The following is a 12,611-nucleotide window of genomic DNA, read 5'->3' on the forward strand; positions in this document are numbered from 1 at the left end:
GTTTTTTTATTTGGCTATCCTACCTGCATTCCGTTTTTTGTTGGTAATGAAGGGGCTAAAAGTGTAACTTCGTTTTTATCTTCTCCATATAATCCTAAAACCAGGCACTCGCTGAAGAAGTTGGCAATCTGTTTCTTTGGGAAATTAACCACTGCTAAAATCTGTTTTCCAACCAGTTCTTCTTTCTGGTATAATGAAGTAATCTGTGCGGATGATTTTCTGATCCCCAAATCTCCGAAGTCGATTTCCAGTTGGTAAGAAGGATTTCTCGCCTTTTCAAAATCATTAACTGAAAGAATGGTGCCGCATCTGATGTCTATTTTTTCAAAATCTGCCCAAGTGATATCTGGTTTTGTGGTCATGGTAATGTATTAATTAAATGTTCTACTTCTGTTTTCTGTTCTGCATATTTTTGTTGTAGTGCTGAGTCTTCACCCATTCTTTTATAATATTCCAGCGCTTTACCTCCGAAGAATTTTTTATGAAAGTCCGAAACCTCCGGAATCTGCGGGAAAGCTTTATGAAAAAGCATTTCATAATATGCCTGAAATTCTCTTTCATTTTTATCCTCTATTACTTGTCCGGGTGCTTTTTGTCGTACATGAAGCATCTCGTGGGCGATCATATTCAGGACAAGGTTCAGGTCAAAATCAAATAAATTTCTAGGAATCATCACCGTCTGCGGGCCTCCCAATTCTCCTTCTGCTGTAAGAAGCATCGAAGTAGGAGAGAGTTCCTGCCTGAATCCAAATCCTGCAAAGTTTTCGTGCTCCAGATTGAAAGAATGGATCAGATACTTCGCCGCATCCAAAATCTGGTTGTGTTCTTTGTAGGCATTAAGGTGTAGATTAACCTGCTCGAAATTCATTTGGAATATGTTTGATAACAAATGTATTAAAATATTGAGAATTAAGGAAAAGGTTTGCTGATTAAAGAATACCGACAATTCTGGTGAATATAATTGATCTTAATTGTATCCCTCAAAATAAAAAAATCTGTGTCTGTGCTTATTCATGCGATCTTCCGAACTTTATCTAAGAAATCATTCAAAATAAAGAAGTATGAAAATCACCATAGTAGGCTACAAAAAAGAAGCGAAATTTTCACAGGGCGTTGTCAATGATGAAGATACAGACCTGATTGATTTTTTAACCGGTAAAGGACTGGATGTTGTCTCCACAATCTGGAATGATGATATGGTTAATTGGAGCAGTTTTGATGTCGTAGTTATTAAATCTCCGTGGGATTATCATAACCATTTAAATGAATTTTTGAACTGGCTGACTGGCCTTGAAAAACTGGACGTTAAAGTTTTAAACCCTGTCGAAATTATCAAATGGAACAGCGATAAACATTATCTCAAAGATATTGCTCAGAAAGGGCTTCCCGTGATTCCTTCCGGATATATTGAAAGAGGAGGTCGTTTTGATCCCCAATTTTTTGATCAGTTTAATACAAATAAACTGGTGGTAAAGCCATGTGTAAGCGCCGGTGCACAAAATACAATTACTGTTGATAAAAACAACATTGAAGAACGTTCAGTTGAGATAAAAGAATTGTTGAAAGAACAGGATTATTTGGTACAGCCATTTGTGGAGGAAATTAAAGAAGGTGAGTGGTCATTCTTATTTTTTAACGGAAAGTATAGCCACTGCTCACTAAAGACTCCTAAACAGGGCGATTTCAGAGTACAACATTATCATGGCGGAAGCATCAGTTATCCCACTCCTGATCCTTTGCATATAGAACAGGCAGGAGCCTATTTAAAAAGTTTGCCGCAGTCGACATTGTATGCCAGAGTAGATGGTGTTTTAATCGGAAATTCATTCCACCTGATGGAACTGGAATTGATAGAGCCTTACCTATTCCTTAACGGAGATAAGAATCTACTGGAGAATTATTACCAGGCGTTGCTGTCCCTAATTTCCTGATAAAATATAAAAAGGGCCGGAAATTTTTCCGGCCCAAACAAACAAGATTAAGTATAAAATTTAGCCTTTAAAGGCAAAAAGGATAATTCAAATGTTTACAGATTTTTATTGAGTCTTAATCTATGTTTAAGGGGATTGATAATAAAGGGACTTTATTTTTATAAGCCATGATGGCTGTTTTGCTTCTGTGAAAAATAGATTCTACAAAATTATATTTGTGCGGAATCATGGTGAGTAAGTCGGCACTGGTTAATTTCACTTCTTCTTCAATTGCTTTAATGACTTCAATAGCTTGAATCATCTTAAAGCTGTATTTAATATCCTCCAGGTCATGCCCTGAATTCAGGTCGATGTCATGCATCACTTCGGTAAAGTCCTCTATTCTCTCACCTACATTGAATACTTCAACCTCAGAACTGAACTCGTTGATGAAATTATAAATGTCATTCATCGCCGACCAGGTCATATTTTTATGAGTATCACAGGCAAACAAAATCTTTCTGATGCCGGTATATTCTATATGGGAAGGCACAATTAAAATCGGTTTTTTAACGCGGTGAATCGCCTTTATAATGGTACTTCCGAAAAGCCTTTCCTCAAGCGTTTTATCAGCCATACCCATCACAATGAAATCTCCGTTTTTAACCTGTATGCAATTTTCAAGCTCTTCAATAAAATTGCCCGAGGCCAAATGATGATCCGTGTCAACGTTGTATAACCTACTCAGTTCCGCCGCAGTATCTGCAAGTTTCTTTTGATTCTTAAGAGTTTGTGTATAAAAAAAATCTGCAGAGGCCTGAGCATTTAACGCATGAATAGAGACGCTCTGCAAATTAAAAAGCACTATTTTATATTTATTTTCTTTCGCCATAGACGCAGCGTAATGAGTAGAATTTTCTGCTTCCTGGGAAAAATTTGTACATATAATTATTGTCTTCATCCTGTTGAGATTGGTACTGCAAATCTAGGATAGAGATTATAGGTATGGTACTAAAAATAATGTGACGTTGCAGAAACTGGTGTTGAAATGTACTTTTAAGGTGATGAAACGTTTATTTCCATTTTAAGTCTTCTACAGTACGCTTCATGTTCCGTTTTAGCGGTCTCGTTCAAAATAGGAAAGGAGCATATAAAATCTATTTTTATATTTACATTCACAAAACCTAGTGAATGAACAGGACTTCTACGATCAGAAAAAATATAATACGATATAAAAAGATTCTTTCAGCCATGAAAAGGAGGCTGGCTATCTGGGCGGTAGCCATTTTTACCTTTTGTATCTTTTCTTATCTTATTGATCCCTTTGATCCTGTGTGGCAAAACTATTTGCAGACGCCACTCAAAATGTTTGCGGAAGACGCTCTCTGGGTATTCTTCTTTTCAGCGATTATCTCGGAAGTAAGTATATTGATTGACAGGAGTTTAAATAAATTGCTTCCCTGGAAAGACAGGACGGTAAAGAGGCTGTTGATTCAGGGTTTGCTTCAGATCGGGGGAAGTGTATTGATTGTCATTATTATTAATTCCATTGTAGAATGTACTTCAGACAGTATCCCCGAAATGGATTCCCGTAAAGAATATACATTATTAGGACAATGGATAGCCACCAATATTGTTGTTTCATTGACAATCAGTGCATTTAATACAGTAGATTACCTGCTTCAAAATTGGAAAAAAACCGCTGTAGAAGCCGCTCAACATAAGCTGAGAGCATCAAAACACAAACAGGCCGCCATGGCAGCAGAACTACAAGCCTTAAAACTACAGATAGATCCCCATTTTATCTTTAATAATTTGAGTGTATTGTCTGAACTTATTTTGGAAGACCAGCAGTTAGGCTACGACTATTCAGAAAAATTTGCGCGGGTGTATCGGTATTTGCTGGTGAATTCCAAGAAAGATATTATTGTACTGGAAGAGGAACTGAAGTTTTTAGAATCTTATATTTTTTTAATTGAAAAAAGAATCGGAGAAGGAGTGATATTTAAAATTGATATTCATGAAGAGTTCCGAACGATGTATACTCTTCCCTTATCACTACAGTTATTGGTTGAAAATGCTATTAAGCACAATCAAACCTCAAAATTAAACCCCTTGGAAATAGACGTCTATACTACTTCAGAAGGAGAGCTAGTGGTTTCCAATACCTTTTTACCATTAATCAATAAGCCGGATTCTTCTGGAGTAGGACTTACCAATATCATTACCAGATATGAAATCCTGGGATATAAAAAACCGATTATAGAAAAAACTGAAAATAAATTTATTGTAAAACTTCCATTGATATGAAGATTAATAAAATTTTAATCGTCGAGGACGAAAGACCTAATGCCGACCGGTTAAAAAGATTGTTGCTAAAGCTGAGACCCCATATTGAAATACTTTCCGTAGAAGATTCCATCACCTCAACCGTTCATTGGCTGAAGAATAATATCGTTCCGGATGTCATTATGATGGATGTTCGCCTGGCCGACGGGCTTAGCTTTGAGATATTTAATCAACATGAAATAAAAAGTGCCGTCATCTTCACCACAGCTTATGATGAGTATGCGGTAAAAGCTTTTAAATACAACAGTGTAGATTATCTTCTGAAGCCCATAGAAGAAGAAGAGCTGGATGCCGCTTTAAAACGCTATGAAACCTTTATGGAATCTGTTCCCGTACTAGGATCAGCGATCGAAGGGCTTCTTAATTATATTCAGCCCAAAGACTACAGAAAACGTTTTCTTATTCCTCACAGAGATGGATATAAGACCGTTTTGGCGGAAGATATTCTCTATTTTTATACCGAATTGGGCATCAGCAAAGCCATGTTGAATACAGGAGTTATTGAAAACATTCCCCAAACACTGGAAGAACTGGAAAAACAGCTCGACCCGAAATTCTTTTTCAGAGCCAACAGACAATTTATTATCCACATCGATTCGGTAAAACAGATTTTTAATCATTTTAATGGAAAACTGAAACTGGAGCTGCGGAAACAACCTGATATGGAAGTAATTGTAAGTCGTGAGAAAGCTTCCATCTTCAAATCCTGGATGGATTATTAATCAAAAAAAAATAATTAAATACCAAAAGATTGCTGTACTCTAAGGCAATCTTTTTTATTTTAAAAGCCTTGAACTCATCATGAAAAATCCCCCCATGAATGACTCATGAAGGGATCAGGATATAAAGAGAGTTATGTGTTTTGGTTTTACTTAAGACAGCTGGCTACAAAGGAATCGCATATCCCAGGGAAATGGCAAAACCTCTGTTTTTCACATTTACCCCTTTCTCATCCGAAATATTGCTCAATCCCAGGTTATATCTTCCGTCTACAATCAATTTTCCCGGGCCAGCAGGAATTGCCAAGCCTGCACCCATCTGTAGTCCAAAATCTACAGTGTTCGTCTTTCCGTAAGCGGATTTTATTTTGTCGCTTTTTCCCATAAGAAATCCTATGGAAGGACCTGCATTTACATATATCGGTCCAAAGCTGTATTTCGCCAATACCGGAATTTCTATATAATTGAAGTTGTAAGTCTGGCTTCCAAAATTGTTTTTAATCTTAGTTCCTTTACTCATAAAGTTGACTTCAGGTTGTATAGAAAAATTTCGCAATCCGGTTTGTATATTAACTCCTAAACCAGCCTGGAAAGATGTTTTGGATTTCTCACCGTTCACATTTTTAATAGACTGAGTCGCAATATTAATTCCGGCCTTAGGGATCAGTTCTATCCCTGAATCTTTTTTCATTTCTTTAGTGTGCTGAGCTTGTATTCCTATCCCTAATACAATGGCTGTGATGGCTAAAAACTTTTTCATTTGATAAAAATTTAAATTATTGATTGTTTTTTTGATTGATTAATACTGCGAAATTAGAAGCAGAACTGATCCTCACCTCCAGTTTAAAAAGTGAACCGTAGAAATTAAAAGGTCAACCGTATTTTTAAAATAGTAAGGCGAAAAACACCTTTAATTACGAATTTTATTAAGCTAAATAGCACCTTTTCTTTTCATTTTTGCTATCATACGCTTCACCTGCGATTAATTACGCTTCACCATATTTTTGAATGTATATCCTTATTATATGAGCTTATTTTGTTGCTGTAAAATTTAAAATCAAATGTTATGAATTACAGAAAAGGATATTGGGTACTTTCACTCACAGCTGCAGCTATATTGTATTCCTGCGGTTCCGGGAGTGCCCAGGAAAACCCACAGCAAATGCCGGCGTTACCGACCGATTTTATCCAGGTGAAATCAGGAAATGAAGATGTATCAACCGGATATCCGGGAAGTATTGAAGGGCAGGATAATGTTGAGATAAAGGCACAGGTAACGGGATACCTGGAAGCAGTATATATTAAAGAAGGACAATACGTTAGTAAAGGGCAGACCTTATTTAGAATTAACCCTTCAGTTTATAATGAACAGGTTAATACCAATCAGGCAGGTCTAAAAGCAGCTTTAGCAGCCCAGGAAACCGCACGACTGGAGATTGAGAAACTAAAGCCCCTTGTGGAAGGAAAAGTAGTTTCCGATATGCAGCTTAAAACAGCTCAGGCAAGCTTTAAAGCAGCTTCAGCGCAGGTAGCACAAGCACAGTCTTCATTAGGATCGTCAAAGATTAATGCCAACTTTACCTATATCAAAGCACCGGTAAGCGGATACATCGGAAGAATTCCAAACAGAGTAGGAAATCTGATCAGTCCTTCTGATCCCTCACCTTTGACGAGTCTTTCCAATATCAATACGGTGAACGTTTATTTTTCGATGAACGAAGCAGATTTTATTGCACACAGTAAAGCCACGACCGCTGGAAATAATGCAGAAAATGTAGAATTGATTTTAGCAGACGGTTCCACCTATTCTTTTAGAGGAAGATTGGAAAGTGCCAGTGGAAACTTTGATAGAAATACCGGAAGTATCCAGATGAAAGCCGTTTTCCAGAACCCGGACAAGTTATTGAGAGCAGGAGGTACTGCCAGAGTGATGATTCATAATGCACTAAATGGAGTTGTTAAGCTTCCGAAAACCTCAGTGAAAGATATTCAGGACAGATTCTTCGTGTACAAACTGGAGGGTAAAGATAAAGTGAAAATGACTCAGATTAAAGTCTCAGGAGGTACTTCCCAGGATTACTTTATAAAAGAAGGAGTGAATGCAGGAGATAAAATTGCAATCAACAGGATTGATGCCCTTACAGATGGCGCTCAGGTGGTTGCTAAAGTGATTCCTTTGAAATAATTTTTATAATCATTCTTAGAAAATTCGAAAATGTTAAAAAAGATAATAGATCGTCCGGTACTGGCGACGGTGATATCCCTTATTATTGTCATTTTAGGGATAATTGGATTAAACCAGCTGGCCGTGACCAGATTCCCGGATATTTCGCCGCCTACCATCACTGTTTCCGGTTCCTATCCGGGTGGAAACAGTGAAACCGTAATCCGTTCCGTGGTAACGCCTCTGGAAGAGCAGATCAACGGGGTAGAAGATATGGAGTATATGAAATCTACCGCAAGTAATGATGGTACATTCTCCATTTCTATCATATTTAAACAAGGAGTAAATGCCGATCAGGCCGCTGTAAATGTACAAAACAGAGTACAACAGGCAACTCCGATACTTCCTCAGGAAGTGGTTAGAATGGGGTTGACAACCTCCAAACAGCAAAACAGTATGGTGTTGATTTTCAACATTTATACGGAAGATAATAAGCAGTATGATGAAACTTTTCTGCAGAACTATGCCAATATCAACCTTATCCCGCAGGTAAAAAGGATAAAAGGAGTAGGACAGGCGATGGTTTTCGGGATTAAAGACTACTCCATGAGAATCTGGCTAAATCCTCAGAAAATGTCTTCCTATGGACTTGAGCCTGCAGATGTATCGAATGCTATTGCCGATCACAGTTTAGAATCTGCTCCGGGTAAGCTTGGAGAAGAATCGGATGCCGCTCTCCAATATGTGATTCGATATAAAGGAAAGAAGAACAAGCCGGAACAATACGAGAATATTGTTGTTAAAAATACGGGGACTCAGGTAATCAGGCTTAAAGATGTAGCCCGTATAGAATTTGGAGCTATTTCGAATACCGGAGATAACCTTTCCAATGGTAAAAATGCAGTTACCGTTGCCATTATGCAGACGACAGGATCAAATGCAAACCAGATTGAAATAGGAGTGAATAAGGCCATCGACCAACTGTCAAAATCTTTCCCTCCCGGTATAAAATATACCAAGGTAATGAGTACCAAAGAAAGATTGGATGAAGCAACAGGACAGGTGAAATCTACTTTGATTGAAGCTTTTATCCTTGTATTTATTGTCGTATTTGTTTTCTTACAGGATTTCAGGTCGACGATTATTCCGGCGATTGCGGTTCCGGTAGCTATTATTGGTACATTCTTCTTCCTTTTGGTATTAGGATTTACCATCAATGTACTGACGCTTTTCGCCCTTGTACTGGCCATTGGTATTGTCGTCGATGATGCAATTGTTGTAGTGGAAGCTGTCCACAGTAATATGGAAGGAACTAATCTTTCCGGAAGAGATGCTACACATAAAGCGATGAGTGAGATTACGGGAGCCGTTATTTCCATTACGTTGGTGATGTCAGCAGTATTTATTCCGATTGGGTTTATGTCGGGTTCTGCAGGGCTGTTCTATAAACAATTTGCCTATACACTGGCTATTGCTATTATTATTTCAGCCGCCAATGCATTAACACTGACTCCGGCCTTGTGTGCTGTGTTCCTGAAAAATCACCATGCAGAAGAAGGAGGTAAGCCAAAAGGATTCGGGCAAAGATTTTCTGTGGCCTTTAATGCCGGGTTCAATAATATGACCGATCGTTATGCAAAAGGAGTAAGGTTTCTGATAGGTCGTAAGTGGATTGCAGGAGGTATGGTAGCTGCTATTATTGGAGTAGCAGGATGGCTGATGTTCACTACACCGAAAAGTTTCGTTCCAATGGAAGATGATGGATTCTTCATGTATACGCTAAGTATGCCACCAGGAACTGCACTGACAAAAACCACCGAAGTTTCCAATAAGATTAATGCAATTTTAAAAGATATTGATGCTGTTAAGGAAAATACTTCCATTACAGGATATAACTTATTAAGTAACAGTGCCGGCCCGGCTTACGCAATGGGATTTGTTAAACTGAAGCCTAAAAAAGAAAGAGGTAAAGTTCAGGACATCCAGGAAATTGTAGATATGGCTAACGGAAAACTGGCTGCCATCAAAGAAGGTAGTGTGATGACGTTCAGAATGCCACCGGTAGAAGGGTATGGAATGACGAATGATGCAGAAATCGTACTACAGGACCGTATGGGAAGAGATCCGCAGGTTCTTAAAGCGAAGGCAGATGAGGTGATCGGGCAACTGATGCAGATTCCTGAAGTAGCATTTGCTTATACCATGTTCCGGGCAGATTACCCTCAGCTCGAACTGGAAGTGAATGAAGATAAAGCTAAGCAGTTAGGAGTAAGTATTTCTAGCCTGTTGGGATCTGTGCAGACCTATTTCTCAGGAGACCAATCTCAGAATTTTTCAAGATTTGGGAAATTCTATAGAGTGAATATCAAAGCTGACGGAGTTTTCAGAATGGATGAACAGGCCTTCAATGATATTTTTGTCAAGAATGATAAAGGTGATATGGTGCCGGCTAATACATTGATTACTTTGAAAAAAGTCTATGGACCGGAATACGTTCAACGTTACAATCTTTATAACTCACTGAACATTAACGTGTCTCCGAAGCCGGGCATCAGTAACGGAGCTTTGATGGATAAAATGGAAAAAACGTTAAGCAAACTGCCTTCCGATTATAGTTATGAATGGACAGGGCTTAGCTTGGAAGAAAAATCAGCAGGAAATCAAACCGTTGTTATCCTTGGATTGTGTTTGCTTTTCGTATATCTGCTTCTTGCAGCTCAATATGAAAGCTATATTCTTCCATTGGCAGTAATGCTTTCCATTCCGACAGGTATTGTGGGTGCATTCTTAGGAATAAAAGCAATCGGATTAGACAATAACATTTACGTACAGGTCGGTTTGATCATGCTTATCGGTTTGTTAGCGAAAAATGCAATCCTTATTGTTGAGTTTGCGGTGCAGAGGAGAAAAGCCGGCTTGTCTATCTTAGACTCTGCATTGGAAGGAGCAAAGGCACGACTACGTCCTATTATCATGACTTCACTGGCATTTATCGTGGGGATGATTCCATTGATGATTTCCACGGGGGGAATGGCTTCAGGAAACAAATCAATGAGTGTAAGTGCAGCGATAGGAATGTTAAGCGGAGTTGTTTTAGGAGTATTTGTAATTCCTGTACTTTATATGTTTTTCCAGTATCTGGACGAGAAAGTTTCATCCAAGAAGAAGTATAATACCATCACAAATCAATTGACAAATGAAAATATTTAAGATAAAGAATTTCCTTATTTCAGGCGCAATGGCATCGTTACTGGTGTCTTGTACCGTGGGAAAACCTTATGCGAGAACAGATCTTCAGGTGCCTGGCAATTTCAAAGAATCGGTACAGGTGACAGGAGATACGGTGGTGCTTCCATGGAAGACTTTCTTTAAAGATCCTAAGCTCATCGGATTAATAGATAAAGCACTTACCAGAAATACAGAAGTAAATGTAGCGCTGAAAAATATAGAACAGCTTGATCTGATTTATAAGCAGGCAAAACTGTCTCTTATGCCTACTCTTGATTTCAGTGCAGGAGCTACCAGAAGCTGGGCATCCCAGAACAGCCTTAACGGTTCCTTGAATGAGCAGTTTTTGGGAACAAAATATCTGGACGACTTTAATGCTACTCTTCGACTTTCATGGGAAGTGGATATTTGGGGAAAAGCAAAAATGCAGAAAGAATCTGCCGCCGCTGAATATTTTGCTCAAAAGGAAAATCTGAATGCTATTAAAAGCCGGATTATTGTACAGGTAGCACAAGCTTATTATAACCTGATAAGTCTGGATGAGCAGCTTAACATTGCAGAACAAAATATTGAATTGAGTAATAATACACTTAAAATGATGAACCTGCAATTTACAGCAGGACAAATCAATTCATTGGCAGTTCAGCAGTCCGAGGCACAAAAGAAAACAGCAGAATTGTTGATTCCGCTTGCCAAACAGAATATTTCCATTCAGGAAAATGCATTGAGCATCCTTTGTGGAGAATATCCTTCCAAAATTGAAAGAGAAGGTAGCCTGAAAGCAATGATACCTGAAAATAAGTTAACAGAAGGACTTCCTGCACAGCTATTGAGCAGAAGACCGGATTTAAAAGTGGCCGAATTTAATGTGATCAGCCTGAACTCAAAAACAGGATTGGCAAAGGCCGCCATGTATCCCAGTATCAGCCTGAGTCCGCAAATTGGAGTGAATTCCAACAAATTCAATTCATGGTTTGATATTCCGGGATCCATTACCAAAGCGATTGCGGCAAACCTTGCAGCTCCGATTTTCCAGAAAAAGCAACTTAAGACTGCCTATGAAACAGCCTTGATTGAACAGGAAAAAGCGGCGATCAATTTTAAACAATCCGTAATGATTGCTGTTGGTGAAGTTTCTGATGCGATGGCGAAATCCAAAGGCTCCTCTGAGCGATTAGAACTCTTGGAACAGAGAACGGCGATTTTAGATAAAGGAATTAATGATGCACTAAAATTATATAAAAGTGGTATGGCTACTTATCTGGAGGTCATTACAGCACAGAATAATAAACTTCAGAATGATCTTGAGGCCAATAATGTGACCCTCGAAAGATTAAATGCTGAGGTCGATCTGTACCGGGCTCTGGGCGGAGGAGTACAATAAAATGTAAATAATGAAGAGGTAAAAGGAAGTTACGTAATGTAGCTTCCTTTTTTTATTTTAATAACGAAAATTAGGAAAAGGAGTAAATTTTTTTTATAATAGGCAAAATGGGTGATGATTTTTATTCTCTTTAAATCAGTTGTTTAAGAAATAAATTATCTTTTTTTTGAAATTTCATGCAAGATTTCTGAAAAAGCAGATTTATATAAATGAGTACTCGAAATAAATTAATGTTTAATGAAAAAATAATGTAATGAAAAAATTTACAGTACCCCGTTTTTTAATAGCTGCTTTAATCGTAATGACAGGCCTTGTTTTATCCTCATGTCTTAATGATGACAGACAGGAAATACCACCGGTAAAACTGGAAGATGTGAAAGGAAGTTATAAAGGAAAACTTATTATCGTACAGGGAAATATTAAAAAAGAAAAAATACAGGATTTTAAAGTTAAAAAAGATACCATCTCATTTGCCGAATTTCCTGTTGAAGAGATAGTAAAAAATGTTGTGAAAGATCCTGTAAAAGCGGAAGCGGCATTAAAAACAATGGGAAAAATACCTTATGATCTTAAATATACGGCTTCGGTTAATACAGCCAATAATGTAGTAGAACTGGTTTTTGCACCAAAAACTTTGGAGCTTAAGATTCCTGTGGACGGAGCAATTAAAAATACAAGTGTGGTATTGGCTGCCAAGCAAAAAGGCTTTTTCGTAGGAATGGATCAATCACTAAGATACGCTTTAGTCGCGGATAAGATCACAGTCGATGGGACGGCACTAGCTCCTTATGAAGCGATCAATTATAATTTTCCGTTTTGTATAAAAACTAACTAGTAGAAAGAGTCCTCAATAGATT

11 protein-coding genes are annotated in these 12,611 nt (G+C 38.0%); 7 read left to right on the plus strand and 4 right to left on the minus strand.

Annotated features, from left to right (window positions below):
• Window positions 1-14 precede the first annotated feature (14 nt).
• Entirely contained in the window at window positions 15-362 is a 348-nt protein-coding gene (locus EG342_RS05960; RefSeq protein WP_103288838.1) for a tRNA-binding protein, read from the minus strand.
• Entirely contained in the window at window positions 359-868 is a 510-nt protein-coding gene (locus tag EG342_RS05965) for a hypothetical protein (RefSeq protein ID WP_103288839.1), read from the minus strand. Before EG342_RS05965 ends, EG342_RS05960 begins: the two co-directional genes overlap by 4 nt.
• Window positions 869-1,061: 193 nt before the next feature.
• Here EG342_RS05965 and EG342_RS05970 point away from each other — a divergent pair, with 193 nt between their 5' ends.
• Window positions 1,062-1,931 (plus strand): ATP-grasp domain-containing protein, encoded by an 870-nt coding sequence (locus EG342_RS05970; RefSeq protein ID WP_103288840.1) that lies wholly within the window; start codon window positions 1,062-1,064, stop codon window positions 1,929-1,931.
• A 115-nt stretch (window positions 1,932-2,046) separates the two neighbouring features.
• Here the strand turns inward: EG342_RS05970 and EG342_RS05975 are convergent, their stop codons facing one another.
• Window positions 2,047-2,871 (minus strand): universal stress protein, encoded by an 825-nt coding sequence (locus EG342_RS05975; RefSeq protein WP_103288841.1) that lies wholly within the window; start codon window positions 2,869-2,871, stop codon window positions 2,047-2,049.
• A gap of 230 nt (window positions 2,872-3,101) precedes the next feature.
• Between EG342_RS05975 and EG342_RS05980 the strand changes: the two genes are divergently transcribed.
• Window positions 3,102-4,220 (plus strand): sensor histidine kinase, encoded by a 1,119-nt coding sequence (locus tag EG342_RS05980; protein ID WP_103288842.1) that lies wholly within the window; start codon window positions 3,102-3,104, stop codon window positions 4,218-4,220.
• Window positions 4,217-4,981, plus strand: coding sequence for a LytR/AlgR family response regulator transcription factor (locus EG342_RS05985; protein WP_103288843.1), 765 nt, complete (start codon window positions 4,217-4,219; stop codon window positions 4,979-4,981). Before EG342_RS05980 ends, EG342_RS05985 begins: the two co-directional genes overlap by 4 nt.
• A 163-nt stretch (window positions 4,982-5,144) precedes the next feature.
• On the opposite strand, the gene EG342_RS05990 is transcribed toward EG342_RS05985, so the two are convergent.
• Window positions 5,145-5,738 (minus strand): porin family protein, encoded by a 594-nt coding sequence (locus tag EG342_RS05990; RefSeq protein WP_103288844.1) that lies wholly within the window; start codon window positions 5,736-5,738, stop codon window positions 5,145-5,147.
• Window positions 5,739-6,044: 306 nt separating this feature from the next.
• Between EG342_RS05990 and EG342_RS05995 the strand changes: the two genes are divergently transcribed.
• The 4 genes from EG342_RS05995 to EG342_RS06010 all read left to right on the plus strand — a co-directional run bounded on the left by EG342_RS05995 (window position 6,045) and on the right by EG342_RS06010 (window position 12,589).
• A complete protein-coding gene (locus tag EG342_RS05995) occupies window positions 6,045-7,163 on the plus strand; it encodes an efflux RND transporter periplasmic adaptor subunit (RefSeq protein WP_103288845.1) in 1,119 nt (372 codons plus the stop codon).
• A gap of 30 nt (window positions 7,164-7,193) precedes the next feature.
• On the plus strand, window positions 7,194-10,352 hold the full coding sequence (locus tag EG342_RS06000; protein ID WP_103288846.1) for an efflux RND transporter permease subunit: 3,159 nt from the start codon (window positions 7,194-7,196) through the stop codon (window positions 10,350-10,352).
• On the plus strand, window positions 10,339-11,754 hold the full coding sequence (locus EG342_RS06005) for an efflux transporter outer membrane subunit (protein ID WP_103288847.1): 1,416 nt from the start codon (window positions 10,339-10,341) through the stop codon (window positions 11,752-11,754). The genes EG342_RS06000 and EG342_RS06005 overlap by 14 nt, the downstream gene beginning before the upstream one ends.
• Before the next feature lie 253 nt (window positions 11,755-12,007).
• Entirely contained in the window at window positions 12,008-12,589 is a 582-nt protein-coding gene (locus EG342_RS06010; protein ID WP_103288848.1) for a DUF4840 domain-containing protein, read from the plus strand.
• The last annotated feature ends 22 nt before the right edge of the window (window positions 12,590-12,611 follow it).

This window comes from Chryseobacterium lactis (assembly GCF_003815875.1).
Lineage (GTDB): Bacteria > Bacteroidota > Bacteroidia > Flavobacteriales > Weeksellaceae > Chryseobacterium > Chryseobacterium lactis.

What these genes read in the sequence shown, in the direction of transcription:
- EG342_RS06005 (WP_103288847.1), top strand. Translation starts at nt 10,339, where the DNA reads ATGAAAATATTTAAGATAAAGAATTTCCTTATTTCAGGCGCAATGGCA.
- EG342_RS05990 (WP_103288844.1), bottom strand. Translation starts at nt 5,738, where the DNA reads ATGAAAAAGTTTTTAGCCATCACAGCCATTGTATTAGGGATAGGAATA.
- EG342_RS05980 (WP_103288842.1), top strand. Translation starts at nt 3,102, where the DNA reads ATGAACAGGACTTCTACGATCAGAAAAAATATAATACGATATAAAAAG.
- EG342_RS05965 (WP_103288839.1), bottom strand. Translation starts at nt 868, where the DNA reads ATGAATTTCGAGCAGGTTAATCTACACCTTAATGCCTACAAAGAACAC.
- EG342_RS05960 (WP_103288838.1), bottom strand. Translation starts at nt 362, where the DNA reads ATGACCACAAAACCAGATATCACTTGGGCAGATTTTGAAAAAATAGAC.
- EG342_RS05985 (WP_103288843.1), top strand. Translation starts at nt 4,217, where the DNA reads ATGAAGATTAATAAAATTTTAATCGTCGAGGACGAAAGACCTAATGCC.
- EG342_RS06010 (WP_103288848.1), top strand. Translation starts at nt 12,008, where the DNA reads ATGAAAAAATTTACAGTACCCCGTTTTTTAATAGCTGCTTTAATCGTA.
- EG342_RS06000 (WP_103288846.1), top strand. Translation starts at nt 7,194, where the DNA reads ATGTTAAAAAAGATAATAGATCGTCCGGTACTGGCGACGGTGATATCC.
- EG342_RS05975 (WP_103288841.1), bottom strand. Translation starts at nt 2,871, where the DNA reads ATGAAGACAATAATTATATGTACAAATTTTTCCCAGGAAGCAGAAAAT.
- EG342_RS05970 (WP_103288840.1), top strand. Translation starts at nt 1,062, where the DNA reads ATGAAAATCACCATAGTAGGCTACAAAAAAGAAGCGAAATTTTCACAG.
- EG342_RS05995 (WP_103288845.1), top strand. Translation starts at nt 6,045, where the DNA reads ATGAATTACAGAAAAGGATATTGGGTACTTTCACTCACAGCTGCAGCT.